17 protein-coding genes, 2 pseudogenes and 1 riboswitch are annotated in these 16,253 nt (G+C 73.6%); of the genes and pseudogenes, 12 read left to right on the forward strand and 7 right to left on the reverse strand.

Annotation, left to right across the window (positions count from 1 at the left end; genetic code table 11):
- Window positions 1-100: 100 nt before the first annotated feature.
- Window positions 101-760, reverse strand: coding sequence for a DUF6308 family protein (locus tag ACI793_RS13260; RefSeq protein WP_456606840.1), 660 nt, complete (start codon window positions 758-760; stop codon window positions 101-103).
- Between the two features lie 138 nt (window positions 761-898).
- Between ACI793_RS13260 and ACI793_RS13265 the strand changes: the two genes are divergently transcribed.
- Window positions 899-1,834 carry a Rieske 2Fe-2S domain-containing protein gene (locus ACI793_RS13265; protein ID WP_456606841.1) on the forward strand — a complete coding sequence of 312 codons (936 nt, stop codon included), beginning with the start codon at window positions 899-901 and terminating at the stop codon, window positions 1,832-1,834.
- Window positions 1,831-2,313 (forward strand): hemerythrin domain-containing protein, encoded by a 483-nt coding sequence (locus ACI793_RS13270; RefSeq protein ID WP_456606842.1) that lies wholly within the window; start codon window positions 1,831-1,833, stop codon window positions 2,311-2,313. Before ACI793_RS13265 ends, ACI793_RS13270 begins: the two co-directional genes overlap by 4 nt.
- 11 nt (window positions 2,314-2,324) lie before the next feature.
- Here ACI793_RS13270 and ACI793_RS13275 read toward each other — a convergent pair whose 3' ends face one another.
- Window positions 2,325-3,359 (reverse strand): NAD(P)-dependent alcohol dehydrogenase, encoded by a 1,035-nt coding sequence (locus ACI793_RS13275; protein ID WP_456606843.1) that lies wholly within the window; start codon window positions 3,357-3,359, stop codon window positions 2,325-2,327.
- A gap of 105 nt (window positions 3,360-3,464) precedes the next feature.
- Complete coding sequence (locus ACI793_RS13280) at window positions 3,465-4,163, reverse strand: hypothetical protein (protein WP_456606844.1); 699 nt, start codon at window positions 4,161-4,163, stop codon at window positions 3,465-3,467.
- A 376-nt stretch (window positions 4,164-4,539) separates the two neighbouring features.
- Here ACI793_RS13280 and ACI793_RS13285 point away from each other — a divergent pair.
- From ACI793_RS13285 to ACI793_RS13300, 4 genes and pseudogenes are all read left to right on the forward strand, one after another.
- Window positions 4,540-5,121: pseudogene (locus tag ACI793_RS13285) on the forward strand (CocE/NonD family hydrolase); the annotation flags it as partial.
- Window positions 5,122-5,146: 25 nt separating this feature from the next.
- Window positions 5,147-6,088, forward strand: a pseudogene (locus ACI793_RS13290) (CocE/NonD family hydrolase); the annotation flags it as partial.
- A 282-nt stretch (window positions 6,089-6,370) separates the two neighbouring features.
- Window positions 6,371-6,826 carry a hypothetical protein gene (locus ACI793_RS13295; protein ID WP_456606845.1) on the forward strand — a complete coding sequence of 152 codons (456 nt, stop codon included), beginning with the start codon at window positions 6,371-6,373 and terminating at the stop codon, window positions 6,824-6,826.
- A gap of 152 nt (window positions 6,827-6,978) precedes the next feature.
- Window positions 6,979-7,989, forward strand: coding sequence for a GGDEF domain-containing protein (locus tag ACI793_RS13300; RefSeq protein WP_456606846.1), 1,011 nt, complete (start codon window positions 6,979-6,981; stop codon window positions 7,987-7,989).
- Window positions 7,990-7,992: 3 nt separating this feature from the next.
- Here the strand turns inward: ACI793_RS13300 and ACI793_RS13305 are convergent, their stop codons facing one another.
- The 4 genes from ACI793_RS13305 to ACI793_RS13320 all read right to left on the reverse strand — a co-directional run bounded on the left by ACI793_RS13305 (window position 7,993) and on the right by ACI793_RS13320 (window position 10,977).
- Entirely contained in the window at window positions 7,993-9,165 is a 1,173-nt protein-coding gene (locus tag ACI793_RS13305; RefSeq protein ID WP_456606847.1) for a transglycosylase domain-containing protein, read from the reverse strand.
- A gap of 94 nt (window positions 9,166-9,259) precedes the next feature.
- Window positions 9,260-9,781, reverse strand: coding sequence for an HAD domain-containing protein (locus ACI793_RS13310; RefSeq protein ID WP_456606848.1), 522 nt, complete (start codon window positions 9,779-9,781; stop codon window positions 9,260-9,262).
- A gap of 44 nt (window positions 9,782-9,825) precedes the next feature.
- On the reverse strand, window positions 9,826-10,197 hold the full coding sequence (locus ACI793_RS13315; RefSeq protein WP_456606849.1) for a WhiB family transcriptional regulator: 372 nt from the start codon (window positions 10,195-10,197) through the stop codon (window positions 9,826-9,828).
- Between the two features lie 228 nt (window positions 10,198-10,425).
- A complete protein-coding gene (locus tag ACI793_RS13320; RefSeq protein ID WP_456606850.1) occupies window positions 10,426-10,977 on the reverse strand; it encodes a C40 family peptidase in 552 nt (183 codons plus the stop codon).
- Between the two features lie 15 nt (window positions 10,978-10,992).
- Window positions 10,993-11,151, reverse strand: a riboswitch (cyclic di-AMP (ydaO/yuaA leader).
- Between the two features lie 399 nt (window positions 11,152-11,550).
- Between ACI793_RS13320 and ACI793_RS13325 the strand changes: the two genes are divergently transcribed.
- The 6 genes from ACI793_RS13325 (at window position 11,551) to ACI793_RS13350 (ending at window position 16,207) form a co-directional block, all read left to right on the forward strand.
- Window positions 11,551-12,276: a hypothetical protein gene (locus ACI793_RS13325; RefSeq protein WP_456606851.1), complete on the forward strand. Its 726-nt coding sequence runs from the start codon at window positions 11,551-11,553 to the stop codon at window positions 12,274-12,276.
- 36 nt (window positions 12,277-12,312) lie between these two features.
- Complete coding sequence (locus tag ACI793_RS13330) at window positions 12,313-14,340, forward strand: sensor histidine kinase (RefSeq protein ID WP_456606852.1); 2,028 nt, start codon at window positions 12,313-12,315, stop codon at window positions 14,338-14,340.
- Window positions 14,337-14,972, forward strand: coding sequence for a response regulator (locus ACI793_RS13335; RefSeq protein WP_456606853.1), 636 nt, complete (start codon window positions 14,337-14,339; stop codon window positions 14,970-14,972). Before ACI793_RS13330 ends, ACI793_RS13335 begins: the two co-directional genes overlap by 4 nt.
- 65 nt (window positions 14,973-15,037) lie before the next feature.
- Complete coding sequence (locus ACI793_RS13340) at window positions 15,038-15,214, forward strand: hypothetical protein (protein ID WP_456606854.1); 177 nt, start codon at window positions 15,038-15,040, stop codon at window positions 15,212-15,214.
- Between the two features lie 127 nt (window positions 15,215-15,341).
- Entirely contained in the window at window positions 15,342-15,992 is a 651-nt protein-coding gene (locus ACI793_RS13345) for a hypothetical protein (RefSeq protein WP_456606855.1), read from the forward strand.
- A 71-nt stretch (window positions 15,993-16,063) separates the two neighbouring features.
- Complete coding sequence (locus ACI793_RS13350) at window positions 16,064-16,207, forward strand: hypothetical protein (protein WP_456606856.1); 144 nt, start codon at window positions 16,064-16,066, stop codon at window positions 16,205-16,207.
- Window positions 16,208-16,253: the final 46 nt, after the last annotated feature.

A 16,253-nucleotide genomic window follows, 5' to 3' on the forward strand; every position in this document is an offset into this window, starting at 1 on the left:
CTTAGCCGGACCGGCCGCACGCCCGCGAGCTACTCCGCGCCGCCGGTGCGTACGACCGCTGACGTGGCGGCGCTGTTCGATGGGTCCACGGCGGGTCCGGTCAGTCGTCGGCCGGGTTCGTCAGCGACTCGCCGAGCAGCTCGACCGGGTCGGAGGGCTGGACGCCGGTGGCCTTGCCCTCCATCCACGAGACCACGTCCAGCACGCGGAGGGCCGACACCTCCGGGCCCAGCCCTGCCTGCTGGTGCAGCTCGAGCAGCCGCTCCTGCAGGCCGTCCGTGCGGAGCGCCTGCCGCACCGGCTCCCAGTGGGTCCGGCCCACCCCGTTCACACGGCCGATCACGGAGTCGTAGATGGGAACCAGCCGCGGGCGCTTGCGGGCGAACAGCTTCGTGCCGATGGTGCGTCCGACGCCGGGGAGGTCGCGAATAGCCCGGTACAACACCGATGCGGGCTGCTCGTCGGTGACGGGCTCGTCCTGACTCGCGAGATCGCGGTCGGGCCCGACCGCCGTGAGCAGGGCGGCGAACCCCGCAGCCTTCGTGTCCAGCAGTTGGCGGGCGGCGTGTGGGGGCACCACCACGGACAGGAAGCTCACCGCGATCAGGTCGTCGGCGGTGAAGCGATTCGGGTCGTTCCCCGCCGGCGCCCAGGTGTCGAAGTAGGCGCCCGTGTAGGGCCGGCCGTAGTAGGTCTGCAGGTGATCGAGCGCCTGCTTGTCACCGGATGTCTGCAGACACTGCGGAAGTCGGAAGCTCATCGGCACATCCTGGGACCACGGCGCACTCATGAGCGGCAACGCCGCGGCGCCGGCCCGGCGACGTGCTCCCGCAGCGACGTCGTTTCGCGACGCGGACGGTGGGCAGGTGCCTGGAATGAGCCGACCGGACGTGGACTCGTGACGGTGCGCAGCCTGTTCGAACGGGCTCTCAAGTCCGTCGAGCGCTGGGAGGTCCTCGACGCGCCCAGCTACCCGATCGAGCACGGCGTCTCCCTGACCTTCCTGCTCACCGGCCGCTACGCCCGCCCGCTGCAGGATCTGCTGCACGGCGTCTGGCTCGGGCATCCGCTGCACCCCGCTCTGGTGACCGTGCCGATCGGCTCCTGGAGCGCCGCCCTCGCCTTCGACGTTCTCGACGCGACCGGCCGCAGCACGGCCGCGAGCGACGCCGCCCGCACCGCCATCACGGTCGGCGTCGCCGGTGCCGTCGCATCCGCGGCGACCGGGCTCACCGACTGGCAGCACGCCCACGACCAGGCGCGCCGCGTCGGCCTGGTGCATGCCGGCCTGAACAGCACCGCGCTCGGGCTCTACACCTGGTCGCTCGCCGACCGAGCCCGCGGCAAGGCCGTCCGCGCCCGCGTCACCGCCGCCGCCGGATACACGATCACACTGGCCAGCGCGTGGCTCGGCGGCGCCCTCTCCTACCGGCACGGGATGGGCACCGACCACGCCGCCCGCAGCTACGAGCCGCGGCAGTTCGTGGACGTCGCCGCCCTGGCCGACCTGCCCGAGGGCGAGCCGGTGCCGGTCGACGCGGACGGCATGCCGGTCGTGCTCGTCGCCACCGGTGGGGCGGTCCAGGCCGTGGGCGGCCGCTGCCCGCACCAGGCCGGCCCCCTCGGCGAGGGCTGGCTGCACCGCGGGGAGCTGGTCTGCCCCTGGCACGGCTCGCGCTTCGACCTCGCCACCGGCGAACCCACCCAGGGCCCGTCCACCGCACCGCTGCCCTGCTTCGACGCCCGCATCCGCGACGGCCGCGTCGAGGTCCGCCGCCGCGCCGACTGGCGCTCGCCCACCGCGGTCACCACGGTCCAGGAGGCATCCCGATGAAGGCCGACGAGGTCCTGACCGCCCACCACGACGTCCTCCGCGGCCTGCTCCGCGACCTGGCCGAGACCACCGACGACCAGGTCGGCCGGCGCGAGGAGCTCCGCGACCGGCTCGTGCGCGAACTGGAGATCCACACCCAGATCGAGGACGAGCTGTTCTACCCCGCCGTCGTCGACGTCTCGCCGTTGCTCTCCCTGGCGCACGCCGAGCACCGCCAGATCGACGACCAGCTCGCCACCGTCATGCGCACCGCACCCGACGACCCGGAGTTCACCACCGAGGTCCGCATGCTGGAGAAGACGCTGCGCCACCACACGATGGAGGAGGAGCAGCGCATGTTCCCCCAGTCGCACGCGCTCGGCGAGGACCGGCTGGAGGAACTCGGCCGCCAGCTGCAGGAGCGGCAGCGGGAGCTGGCCGACAGCGGCGGCATGCGGCTGATCGTCCGGCTCAAGCGGGCGGTGCTCCGCCTCGTCTGAGCCGGCCCGCGTCAGTCCCCGGGGACGACGACGGCGCGGCCGCGGATGGTGCCCTCGTGCAACCGGCGGTAGGCCTCCGGCGCCTGGTCCAGCGTGAACCGCTCCACCTCCACGTGGATCGCCCCGCACCGCGCCAGGTCCAGCACCTCGAGCAGCTCCGCCCGCGTGCCCCAGTACGGCGCACGGACCGTCGCGCCGTACGGCGTCGAGAAGAAGCCGGTGGCCAGCGTCCCGCCGCCGATGCCGACGATCTCGATGCGGCCGTCCATGGCCACCGACTGCCGCGCGATCTCCAGCGTCGGCGGCGCACCCACGAAGTCGAACACCGCCTGCGCGCCCACCCCGCCGGTGAGCTCCCGGATGGAGGCGGCGGCGGACTCGTCCGACTTCAGCGCACGGTGCGCCCCCACCGAACGGGCCAGCTGGAGCTTCTCCTCGCTGACGTCGAGCGCGATCACGGTCGCGCCGGTGATCGCCCGGAGGATCTGGATGCCCACGTGCCCGAGCCCGCCCACACCGATCACCACGGCGGTCGAACCGGCCGGCAGCGCGCCGAGCGAGGAGACGATCGCGTGATACGGCGTCAGGCCCGCGTCGGTCAGCGAGACCGCGGCCACCGGGTCCAGGTCGCCCAGCGGCACCAGGTGCCGGACGTCGTCGACGATCAGGTATTCGGCCAGCGCGCCGGGCGCACCGAGTCCCGGCGGCTGGATGCCCAGCGCCGAGGCCCGCGGGCAGTAGTTCTCCGCACCCTTCGAGCAGGCGTGGCACTGCCCGCACCCCCACGCGCCGTAGACGGCCATCGAGTCACCGACCGACACCCCGGTCGCGCCCGGCCCCAGCGCGTCGACCACGCCCACGCCCTCGTGCCCCAGCGTCATCGGCAGCGGGAACGCACCCTCCGGCAGGCTCATCACGAACTCGTCGGAGTGGCACAGTCCCGCGGCGGTCACCTTCAGCCGCACCTGACCCGGGCCCGGCTCCGGCGTCGGGATCTCGACCACCTCGGGCTCGCTGCCGACGGACCGGTACTGGACTGCGCGCATGCGAACTCCTCCGAGACGACGTCCCCCCGACCCTAGGACCCCGCGCCGGGAGGCAGACCGGCGGAACCCGCGAAGCGGAGTGGGCGGTGGGCCTGCGTGGTTGGTTCAGCCGATGGCGGAGAGCGTCGTCGCCGATCGGACTCGCAGCCAGCCGTCGGTGGTCTCGCCGTTGATGGTCGCTTCGACCGCCTCGAGGACCAGCTGCACCCTCGTGCCGTCCCGCCAGCCGTCGGCAACCGACTCGTCGACGAAAACCTGCAGGTCCTGCCTTCCACCCTGGGCCACCAGGTTGACGACATAGTCCCCGGACGCGCCGGTTCCCCACATGTCAGACCCGAACAGCTCAGCAGTGACTTGGAACCGGTCTCCGGTCGTGACCCCGCCCGAGCTGCCCGCATTCAGCCTGTCGAGCAGCTCGTCGACCGAGGTGTCGACGACCGGAGCCGGTGGTACGTCCGGCTGCGTGCTGGGCTCGGGCGTCGGCGCACTGTTGACTTGCCCGGAAGCCTCGGCGGTCTCAGTTTCCGGCGCATGGTTGGACTGCTCGGTCGAGGCAGCTGACGGCGGCGTCGCTCGGTCGTCCTCGCCATCGCCGTCCTCGAGCAGGGCTCCGACGGTGATGACGCCGGCGAGGAGGAGCGCAACGGCTGCGCCGATCGCGATCTGGCGCGTGGGCAGGGGCGGCTTCGGTCGCCGGAAGTTGAGCGTCGTCTGCAGAGTCCCGGCGCTCTGGTCGACGAACTCCCAACCTTGGTTCTGCCACTTCGCGATCGACCTGCTCTCGGTCCCGCGAAGGGTCTTCACGCTCTTGGACTCGTATCGCACCCTGGTCTCCGCCATGCCTCGCCCCCGCTTGCCCCTCGGACCTCCGCCTTGGGGTCGACGCGACAGTAGGGCCTGACCGACGAGAAGCTGGTCGTCCGCGGAGTGTGGTGGAGGCGTCCAGGAACGCCCAGCATCAGTGGTGCTTGTGCGTCTCCGGCGTACCAACGACGGTCCGGGTCGACCTGGCTACTGTCCCCAACGTTCGCCGTCCCGAGGCGTCACAGCAGGAGGACCAGTGCCCGACTCGCAGCCGCTCCCGCGCCCGGTCCGCCTGGCCGCCGCCGCGCTCGGCCGCCGGTGGAAGCTGCCCGCCCCGCTCAACCGGGTGCAGGTGCTGCGCGGGGTCGACATCCCGATGCGCGACGGCACACCCCTGCGCGCCGACGTCTACCTGCCCGTCGCGGGCGGTCCGCACCCGACGGTGCTGATCCGCTCCCCGTACGGCCGCGGCGCCGGGTTCGCCCTCACCACGGCGGTGCCGTACGCCGAGCGCGGCTACGCGGTGGTGCTGCAGAGCGTCCGCGGAACGTTCGGCTCCGGCGGCGAGTTCACCCCCGTCGTCCACGAGGAGCACGACGGGCAGGACACCGTCGCCTGGCTGCGGGACCAGCCGTGGTTCGACGGCCGGCTGGGCACCCTCGGCCCCAGCTACCTCGGCTACACGCAGTGGGCGCTGGCCCTCGACGCGCCCCCCGAGCTCCAGGCGATGGTGCTGCACATCGGCCCGCACGACCTCGCCCAGGCCGGGATGATCGACGGCGCCTTCCAGCTCACCAACCTCGCGATCTGGACCGACCTCGTCGCCCACCAGGAGCAGGACGGCTTGCTCCGCGGTCTCGTCCGGCTGTCCACAGCGGAGCGGCGGCTGAGCCCCTACCTCGGGGAGCTCCCGTTGCAGGGCCTGGCCGAGCGCTTCGGCGGCACCCCGGCGCCGTGGTTCGACGAGTGGCTGGACCACCCCGACCTCACCGACCCCTACTGGGACCGCTACCGCGCCACCCCCGGCCGTCCACACGAGCACCGTGCCCACGATGCTCATCGGCGGCTGGCAGGATTGGTTCGTCGAGCAGACGCTCTACCAGTACGCCGCGCTGCGCGAGCGCGGCGTCGACGTCGCGCTCACCCTCGGCCCGTGGGCGCACCTCACGATCGACCCCGCGGTGACCACGCCGGAGAGCCTGGCCTGGCTGAACACCCACCTGCCCGTCGAGGGCGCCGAGCCCGCCCCGCCGCGGCCGGCACCCGTGCGGGTGCACGTCAGCGGCGCCCGCACCTGGCGGACGATGCCCGACTGGCCACCGGCCACCACCGACCGCACCTTCCACCTGGCCGCCGACGGCCGGCTGGCCGACGACATCCCCGCGCAGCCGGGCGCGACGTCCTTCACCTACGACCCGCTCGACCCGACGCCGTCCGTCGGCGGCCGGGTACTCGCGGGCAGTGCCGGCCAGCGGGACAACCGGGCGCTCGAGGCGCGCGACGACGTCCGCACCTTCACCACCGCGCCGCTGCGGCAGCCCGTCGAGGTGCAGGGCGGGGCGCGCGTCCGGCTCGTCGTCGAGTCGGACAACCCGTACGCCGACCTGTTCGTCCGCCTGTGCGACGTCGAGCCGAACGGCCGGTCGCTCAACGTCACCGACCGGCTGGTGCGGCTCGACCCGGCACCGGGGGAGGAGCCGGCAACCGGGCAGCGGACGGTCGAGCTCACCCTGGTCGAGGCGGCGCACCGCTTCCGCGCCGGGCACCGCATCCGGCTGCAGGTGTCCGGCGGCGCCCACCCGCGCTACGCCCGCAACCTCGGCACCGGGGAGCCACTGGGCGAGGCGACGACGGGCGTTCCGGTCACCCACCGGATCTGCCTCGGCGGCCCCTCGCCGTCGTCGCTCACCCTGCCGACCGGCTGACCGGCGGCCTCCTGGTACGCGTGTGCATCGCGCTGCGTGGGGTCTCCGGGCACCCGTGGGCCGGGTGTGACGACGCCGACCGCGAACGGGCACAAACCGATACTCGACGGTCTCTCGTGTGACACATTCCGGTCGTGCCCGGACGACCGTCCGGGCACGGACTTCTCCGGCCGAGTGCGGGAGCGATCACCAACGGGGATGTACATGAGTCAGCCGCCTTTCGGACCCTCGCCGTCGGGGGCGCCCGCGCCCTGCCAGCGGCAGTCAGGTGCTCCGGTCGACATGCCGTTCCGCAAGCGTTCGCCTGCCCTCGTCGTGGCCGGCCTGTTCCTCGTCGGCGCGTTCGGTAGCGCATGCGCCGCCGAGGCGGAGCCGGACTCGGCCGCAGCTGCCAGCAGCTCTCCCGTCGAGGAGACGAGCACCGCTCCGCTGCAGCAGTCGCAGAGCGCCGTCCCTGCGCCCCCTGCGCCGACGACTCCCACGACACCCGCGGTGCCGGCCGTCGACTTCGCCATGCCGGATGTCGTCGGCATGGACCTGCAGAGCGCACAGAACCTCGTCCAGACGCACAACGTGTGGCTGAGCGTGTCCCACGACCTGCTCGGCAGCCGCAATCAGGTGCTCGATTCGGGCTGGATCGTCTGCGACCAGAACATCGCGCCCGGTCAGCGGGTCACCGGGGACGTCGAGGGCGCCATCGACTTCGGCGTCGTGAAGCGTGGGGAAGTCTGTCCGTAGCAGTGCCCGCACGGCGTCGAGGGCCCGATCTGCTCCGGGTTCGGGCCCTCGACGGCTCGTAGGGACTGCTACTGCCCCAAGGTCACCCGGGCGAGTATGTGTAACGCCGTGACGCACTCAAGCCGGGCGCCCGATCTGCCGACGACCTCCAGGTGAGCAGGTCCGCGGCGCCCGAGGTGGCGACGACGCGCGTCATGGCGCGGATCCTGGCGACCTTCTTCGCCTTCGGCGGTTCGGCCGGCCTGCTCATGACGCTCGACGTCGAGCCCGGCGTCCGTCGCTGGATGCTGGTCGGCCTGAGCTGCGTGGCGCTCGTGTCGGCGCTCGTCGTCGGCCGGTGGGGTGCCCGCTGGCCGCGGGCGTTCTTCCACGGCGCGGTGGGCGGGGCCACGGTGCTCATCGTCAGCGCGGTGGCCCTCGCACCGGACCCCGTGACGGCGCTGGCCGCCGCCACCCTCATCACCTTCGTCGTCGTCGACGCGCACTTCTTCTTCTCCGCGCGACAGGCGCTCACCCACCTGGGCCTGGCGGTCGTCGGCATCACCGCGGCCCTCGTCGCCGGCGACGTCGGCGTGGGCACCGCGCTGGGCCTGGACCTGATCCTCGTCAGCGTCGGCACGGTCATCCGTCACCTGGTGTCCCTCGCCTCGGACGCCAGCCGCGACCCGCTGACCGGCCTCAGCAACCGGCGCGGCTTCGACCGGGCGCTCGACGAGCTGATGTCCGAGGCGGCCCGCAGCGGCGAGCCGCTGTCCGCGGTGCTCATCGACGTCGACCACTTCAAGGCGGTCAACGACACCTACGGCCACGAGGAGGGCGACCGGGTGCTGCGCCGGGTCGCCGACGTGTGGCGGCGCGAGGTGCCGGACCGGGCGTTCCTGGCCCGGCACGGCGGCGACGAGTTCTCCCTGCTGCTGCCCGGCACGCGTGGCCCGGCGGCGCTCGCCCTCGTCCGCCGGATCTGCGCCGTCGACGCGACGGTCTCGCTCTCCTGCGGCGTGGCCCAGTACCGCACCGGCGACAGCGCGTCCCAGCTGATGCGCAGCGCCGACCGTGCGCTCTACGACGCCAAGATCCTCGGGCGCGGCCGGGCCGAGCTGGTCACGGACGCCTCCGCGACCCGCACGGACGGCGCGACCTCGTGGTCGCCTCCGCCCTCCTGAGCGTCAGTCGGTCCCTTCGGCGGCGATGAGCTCGGCGATCTCGTCCGGCCGGGTGGTGCAGTCATCGCCCGACGGTTCCTGGTCGCTCGCCGAGCCGGTGATGCCGATGTCCTCGACGGGCTGGGTGCCGAGCCGGTCCAGGTGCCGCGGCACCCGCGCCTCCGCGTTGAGCACGTGCGACCGGGACAGCCAGCCCATGCCGTCGGCCACCTCGAAGTCCATGCCGCCGCCGGGCGCGCGCTGCACGTGCCCGGGGGAGGGCAGCAGGCCGACGATCCGCACGGCCTGCGCCTGGGACAGGTCCCGCGGCGCGACGTCGAAGTAGTACCAGGAGGCCGCGCAGACGCCGTAGATCGTCGGGCCGAACTGCGCGTAGTTGACGTAGAGCTCCAGCATCCGGCGGTCGTCGATCAGCGCGGCCACCTCCACCGACATCAGCGCCTCGACGCCCTTGCGGAACGCGCTCAGCTCCTGGTTGAGGAAGAGGTTCTTGGTCACCTGCTGCGGGATCGTGGAGCCCGACGGGTCGTCCTCACCGGCCAGGTGCGCCTGCGCCCGGCCCCACAGGTCGGACCACTCGAAGGCGCCGGAACGAGTGGGCAGTGCCGAGTCCTCGTGCGCGATGACCGCCGCCAGGAAGGTGCGGGAGACGTGCTCGACCGGCACCGACTGCTGGATGGCGCCGTCGGGGTTGGCCGCCATGAAGGCCGTCGTCGGCGGGTCCACCCAGCGCAGCGAGAGGACGACCAGCGCCTGGACGACTGCGAGCACCACCAGCACGCGCGCCACCCGGCGCACGATCCGGCGGCGCGGGCGGCCGGTGCGGGCCCGCCGGCCGCGGCGACCGGACTCCGGCGCAGGCCCGTCGGGCGGGAAGGGCCGGTCGGGCGGGAACGGCCTCGCGGGCGGGGCGCCGTACCGGTCGCCCACCGGAGGGGCGCCGTACCGGTCGCCTACGGGAGGAGCGCCGTACCAGTCGTTCCCCGACGGCGGCGGCCGGTCGAACCGCGGCCGGCGCACGGGCCGGCCGTACTCGTCGTACCGGTCGTGCTCGGACGGCGCGTACCGGTCGTACCGGTCGTCCTCGGGCGGCGGTGCGTACCCGGACCTTCCCGGGCCGGCGGGGCCGCGGCGGAACCGGCGGGTCGGTGGGGGATCCGGCTCGTAGGAGCCCATGAGGTGCTGCTCCTCTGGTCGGTGTCGGTCGCGAGGGTAGGTCGGCGACCTGTGAGCCGGTTCCCGCGCGAGGTCGCGCGGAGCTCCCGGACTGTCAGCCGGCGGTGCCCAGCCAGGCCTCGATCCGGTCGAGCTCGGCGTGGGTGAGCCCGCGCGTGTAGTGCGGTGCCACGACCAGCACCTGGCCGTTCGCGGCCAGCCAGTCGCGGGTGTCCTCGGCCTGGTCGGCGAGGTCGTCGTCGATCCAGACGATGCGCCGGCCGGGTTCGGCCTCGGCGACGGCCTGCGCCGCCGCCAGCTTCCACCACCCGGCGACGCCGCCGAGCGCGCCACCGAACCCGGTGGGCAGGAGGTCCCGGCTGTGCGTGCGCAGTCCGCGGGGCAGCCCCAGCGGCTCGGCCAGCAGCCGGTCGGCCATCTCGGTCCAGGTGGTCAGCCACTGCAGTTCGACCCGGCCGGACTCGTGCAGCTCCCGCAGCCGGGCGACGACGGCGGGGTCCCAGGACAGCACGTAGCCGTTGAAGCGTCCGCGCTGCCAGCCCTCGGGGAGGTCCGGGCGCACCGCGTTCAGCACGCCGTCGACGTCGAGCAGCAGGACGGGCGGGGGAGAGGTCACCCCGTCGTCCTACCCCGAACGGGCCGGGGAGTCGCGACCACGCGTCAGGCGGTGATGGCGTCCCGGCGCTGCAGGCGCAGCCGCCGGCGCTCGCGCTCGGACAGCCCGCCCCAGATGCCGAAGCGCTCGTCGTTGGTCAGCGCGAACTCCAGGCACTCGGCCCGCACCTCGCACCCGGTGCAGACGCGCTTGGCGTCGCGGGTGGAGCCGCCCTTCTCCGGGAAGAAGGCCTCCGGGTCGGTCTCGCCGCACAGCGCCGACAGCCGCCACGACTCGTCGCCGCCGGCCGGCGCCGCTGCCCACGGCTCCGACCACGACTCCGCGGCCGGCTCGGACCACGGCTGCGGCCAGGCCGACTCGTCAGCGGCCGGAGAGGTGTCGGGGACCAGCGAGAGGAAGGGGCGGAACGAGGACACGGAGCACTCCAGGGGAAGCGGGGTGGTGACGGACCAGTACGGGCCGATCTCTCTCCGTAACGCTAACGCCGTCGAACCTCTCCGGCTCCGGCGTAAGCACCCCGAAACCGGGCCGTCCGTTTGGCGCTTTGTGTCGACTTGTCGGCACATCGACGTGTCGCCCCGTCGACGAACCGCCGGCCGGGTCCGCCCCCCGTGCGGGGGGCGCACCCGGCCGGGCGAGACGGATCAGACGACCCGGCGGGCGGTGTTGTAGCCCGGCACCGAGCTCACCGGCACGATCGAGACCGGCTTGCCGTAGGTCGAGGAGTGCACCATCACGCCGTAGCCCAGGTAGATGCCGACGTGGCCCACCGGGGAGTAGAAGAAGATCAGGTCACCGGCCCGCAGGTCGGCGCGGCTGACGTAGTGCCCCGCCGTCGACTGGGCGCGGGAGGTGCGCGGCAGGTGGACGCCGACCGCCTGGAAGGACGAGTAGACGAGCCCGGAGCAGTCGAAGCCGCCGGGGCCCGTGCCGCCCCAGCGGTACGGCTTGCCCTGCTGGCCCATCGCCACGTGCGCCGCGGCCAGCGCCGTGTCGTACGACGACCATCCGTTGATGGCCGGGACCGCGGTGAGGGCCGGCGCCGATGCCTGGGACGGCAGCGAGGCGACGGCGCCGGGGGCGGGGCTCGCCGAGGCGGCCATCGGAGAGAGCGCGATTCCCGCGCCGGTGAGGAGGGCGAGCGCTGCCCCGCGGAAGGAGCGGCGGGTGATCGTGGACGTGCGAGTAGTCGTCATGGACGACGCGTTCTCCTGTTCTCCATCAACCGCCTACCGAGTTAGCTGACGGGTTCGGACGGGGAGATCGCCCGGCGCCACCGGCGGAGCCGGATCGCGCTTCACCCCAGTACTGCGGTGGGTCCCCGGCCCGGCGCCGAGAAGAGTCCGGCGCCGGTTCGGCGGTGTCCGACCGGGTGTCACCTGGGGCGGTGACGAACGGGGCCTCGGCCGGACCGCGACGACGCTAGGTCGGTCATCCGGCCGTCACAAAGTGACGGACGTGCGTCTCTGCGAGCGACTACCGGACCACCGCGGACCCGCTCCGGACGGGCGACTCGCGAGCCGACCACGGGGGACGCCGACGGTGCTCCGGGCGTGGCGGCACACGTGCCTAGCGGAACGCAACCGGCCGCTTACTTCGGTCCGGCGGCGTGGCGCAACGCACCGTCTCCGCCCGCTCGCGAGATCACTCCGCTGCGGACCGGTCCCGGCGAGATCAGGACCCTCGCCTCACGACGTCGGGACACCTCCCGCTCGACCGTGGTCCTCGCCCGGGCGGGAGGGACCCGCCAGGCGTTGGAGGTGGATCCCATGACCGCTGAGCCCGTGACCCCGGCTCCCGCGCGACCCGCGCCGCACGACCCGCCGGCCCCACGGCCGGCACCCTTCGGACGGCGCACCGCCATCGTCTGCCTGACCGTCGGCGCCGCGCTCAACCTCTCCGAGGCGCTGATCGGCAGGGTCGTCGGCCAGGGCGAATCGGTCGCCGGCAGCCTGGACGCCTGGGCCGAGCGCCCGACGCTCGCCACGGTCGGGCTGGTCGTCGGCACGATCGCCGTTCCGTTCCTGCTGCTGGGCCTGGTCGCCATGGCGCAACTCGTCCGACCGCGCATGCCGCGGCTGGGCACCACCGCCATGGTCCTCGGCTTCGTCGGCGCGCTCGGCTTCGTCGGCATCCACGCCGTCTCGATCATCGACCGCGCCGCCGTCGACCAGCCCGACCGTGCGGCGATGGTCGCCCTGATCGAGGACGCACAGACCAGCGCCCTCGCCGCGCTGATCCTGGTGCCGTTCCTGGTCGGCATGGCCGGCTCGGTGCTGCTCACCTCGATCGGCTACCTCCGCACCCGCGTGGTGCCGATCTGGATCCCCGTCGTCCTGCTGGTGTTCCTGGTCCTCGACTTCGGCGGGTTCCCGACCGGACCCGTCGACCCGCATTGGCTCTTCGCCGCTGCCTCTCTCGGCCTGGCCGTCACGATCGCGCAGCGGACCGATCTCCAGTGGTGGACCGGTCGCACCGACGAGACAACCCCCTGACCAGGAGCCATCAGGTCGGTTAGCGTCGCCCGCGAGGTGGACGAGCCCGTGGTCGAGGAGCGCGCGACGCAGAAGGGCCGGGCCGCCACGACGGCGGCCCGGCTCTCCGCCGCGGCCGCGATCGGCTACCTGGTCGTCGGGCTGGGGGCGCGTCTGGCCACCCCGGCGTCGGACCAGGTGGACCTCTTCGCGTCGCCGGAGCCGGTGGTCGGTCCGGCCATGGCGATCGTCGGCGCCGCGCTGCTCGGCCGTGTGCCGGGCCACCGGGTGCTGCAGCTCATGACCCTCATCGGCTGCTTCGCCTGCATCTACGCCGGGTCCGTCGGCCTCGCCGTCCACGGCTTCAGCGCCGGCGACGACCCGGCGCTGGTCTTTCGGGTGGCCGCCTGGCTCACCCTCTGGACCTGGGTGCCGTCGTTCGTCGCCTTCGCCACCCTGCTCCCGCTGATCTTCCCGGACGGGCGGCTGCCGTCGCGCCACTGGCGCCCGGTCGCGATCACCGCGGTCGCGCTCATCGCCACGATGTCGGTCCTCACCGCCTTCACCGACGTCCAGCCCGAGGGCGACCAGCCGGCGAACCCCGTCGCGATCGCGGTTCCCGACGCGTTCCTCGACGGGGTGCAGACGCTGCTCGACCCCCTCGTCCCGGCGCTCGCCCTGCTCGGGCTGGTCAGCCTGGTCCTGCGCTTCCGGCGGGCCGACCCACAGGGCCGCCGGCAGATCGCCTGGGTCGGCTACGCGTTGGCGCTGGCCGTGCTGGCGGCGTTCGTCGCCCCGGCGCCGATCAACGTCGTGGTCACCCTCGCGGTGCCGCTCGCGATCGGCGTCGCGGTGGTGCGCTACCGGCTGTTCGGCATCGACGTCGTCGTCAACCGCACCCTGGTCGGGACGGCGCTGCTGGCCTGCTCGGCGCTGGTGTACGTCGCCGTCGTCGGCTGGCTCGGCGGGCTCGCCGGCAGCCGCGACTCCCTCGTCGGTTTCGTGGGCGCGGTCGCCGTCGCCGCCGTCTTCCACCCGCTGTACGTGCGCATCCAGCGCGCCGTCGACCGGCTGCTGCACGGCTCCCGCGGCGACCCGTACCGGGTGCTCGGCCGGGTGACCGAGACCCTGCGGATCGCCGGCTCCCCCCGCCAGGCGCTGACCCGGGCCGGCACCGCGATCGCTGCGGAGCTCAAACTGCCCGCCGTCTCGGTCCAGATCGACCGGCCCGGCGCCGCGCCGGTGGTCGAGTCGGTGGGGGACGAGGAGCTCGCCGTCCACGCCTTCCCGCTGCGGTGGCACGACGGCGTCGTCGGCACCCTCCGGGTCGGCCACCGCGCCGGCACCGACGGCCTCGACCCGCTCGACGAGTCGCTGCTCGCCGACGTCGCCGCCCAGCTCGCCGCCGTCGGGTTCGCGCTGCGGCTGGCCACCGATCTGGAGCGCTCCCGCGACCGGCTGGTGACCGCCCGCGAGGAGGAGCGGCGCCGGATCCGCCGCGACCTGCACGACGGCCTCGGCCCGCAGCTCGCGGCGGCGGTCATGGCCCTGGACGTCGCCAACCGGGCGCTCGGGCAGGAACCTGTCCGCGCCGTGCCCCTGGTGGCCACGGCGCGCGACCAGCTGCAGGTCGCCGTCGCGGACGTGCGCCGCATCGTCCACGGTCTCCGCCCGCCGGCCCTCGACGACCTCGGGTTGCTCGGCGCGCTGCAGGCCGGCGGTCCCGGCCTGCTCGCCGGGAGCAACGGTGCGCCGGACATCCGGATCGAGGGCAGCGGGAACCTGGCGGGCCTTCCGGCCGCCGTCGAGGTGGCCGCCTTCCGGATCACCCAGGAGGCGCTGACCAACGCCGTCCGGCACGCGGGCGCCGGGCACATCGCGGTGCACCTGGCCGGGGACCCGGACGCCGTGCGCATCGCCGTCGTCGACGACGGCCGCGGGTGCTCCGACGACGCCGCGGCCGGGCTCGGTCTGCAGTCGATGTGCGACCGGGCCGCGGAGCTCGGGGGCGCCTGCCGCGTCTCGGCCGAGCCCGGCGGCGGCACCCGGGTGGCCGCGGTCCTGCCGCGAGGAGGACACCCGTGATCCGGGTCGTGCTCGCCGACGACCACCCTGCCTTCCGCACCGGACTGCGCATGCTGCTGCAGGACAGCGGGCTCGACGTCGTGGCCGAGGCCGCGGACGGGCCGGGTGTCGTCGACGTCGTCGTGGCGACCGACCCCGACGTCGCGCTGCTCGATCTGCAGATGCCAGGCCTGACCGGGGTCGAGGTGACCCGGCACCTGCAGGACGTCGCGCCGCGGACCCGGGTCCTCGTCCTGACGATGATCGAGGCCGACGAGACGGTGCTGGCCGCCATCCGCGCCGGAGCCTGGGGCTACCTGCTCAAGGGCGCGGGGCAGGCCGAGATCGAACGCGCCGTCCGTTCGGTCGCGGACGGGCAGGTCGTCTACGGAACGGGCGTCGCCGAGCGGGTGCGGGGCTTCTTCGTCGCCGGAGCCGGCGCTGCGGTGGAGCCGTTCCCGCAGCTGTCCGAGCGGGAGCGCGAGGTCCTGCGGCTGGCCGCCGAGGGCCGGGCCAACGCGGAGATCGCCCGCCGGCTCTTCCTGTCGGAGAAGACGGTGCGGAACCACGTGTCCAGCATCTTCACCAAGCTGGGCGTCTCCGATCGTGCCCAGGCCGTCGCGCGGGCCCGGGACGCGGGGCTGGGCGGGTAGTGGCCACGCCGCTTCGATCGGCTCACAGCTCCGAGGCCGCGGTTGGCGGATGCTCCGACGGGGCAGTGAGTCCCTCAGTCGACAACGAGGAGGCGACCATGGCCGGGATGATCCGGAAGATGGTGATGTCCGGGATCGCCGCGAAGGTGTTCCAGGAAGCCAAGAAGCCGCAGAACCAGGCGAAGCTCAAGAAGATGCTCGCCGACTTCCAGAACAAGAACTCCGGCGGCAAGCGCCGCTGATCGAGTCGTGGGAGACCGCGGTACCGGCGGTGCCGCGGCAGCGGCCCCCGTGGACGAGGCAGTCGCCTCTCCCACGGGGGTCGCTTCCATGTCCGGGAGGAACAGTGGTGCTGCCGGAGGAGCGGTGGTGCAGCCGGTGAAGTCGCGCGAGGAGCGCTGGCAGGACCGGCTCGCCCTGCCCGTCCTGATCGCCGCGCTCGCGTCTATCCCGGCGATGTTCCTGACCGTCGCAGACGGTCACCTCGGCACCGCGGGGCACGTCATCGACATCGCCAGCGGGGCCGTCCTGGTGGCGGAGACGGTCATCCTGCTGGTCGTCGCCGAGAGCAAACGGGCCTGGATCCGCGGGCACCTCGGCCTGATCGCGCTGACCCTCGCGGTCGTCGTCGCCATCGTCTTCGCCCTCGGCCCCGTGCAGATCCTCCGGCTGGTCCGAACCGTCGGCGCCCTCCGCATCCTCCGCGCCCGCCGGATCGTCAAGGCCGCCCGCAGCCTCGGCGATCGCCTGGGCTTCTCCGGCCGGCTGGCGCACGTGGTCTCCGCGGGCGCCGGGCTGCTCGTCGCCGTCTTCGTCGGCGTCGTCCTCGCCGACCCGACCTCGCGCTCCCGGGACCTGATCACCTGGGTCCTCGGTGACATCGGCACCCCGGCCATCGTCGCGCTGTCGGCCGTGGCGGGCCTCGTCCTCGGTGGCGCCACCTACCTCCTGGCGCGCGACCCCGGGAGCGACGTCGACGCCGATCCGGACGCCGAGGACACCCGCGCCCGGCCGGAGTGACCATCGCATGACGATCGGGCCGGGATGGTTCCGCGACGGCCCGGGTGGGCATCCCTCGGGGCATGGGACTCATGAGCAAGTTCGCGAAGGCCGGCGTCGCCAAGAAGGTCATGGACGAGGCCCGCAAGCCGCAGAACCAGCAGAAGATCAAGAGCGCGATCTCCAACTTCACCAACAAGAACAAGGGTGGCGGCACGGGCACCAAGCCCCGCTGATTGCCTGACTCCGGGGTCCCCGGCGGCGGTCGACCGCTCCGCGCGG

It is taken from the genome of Blastococcus sp. SYSU DS0617, from assembly GCF_054051075.1.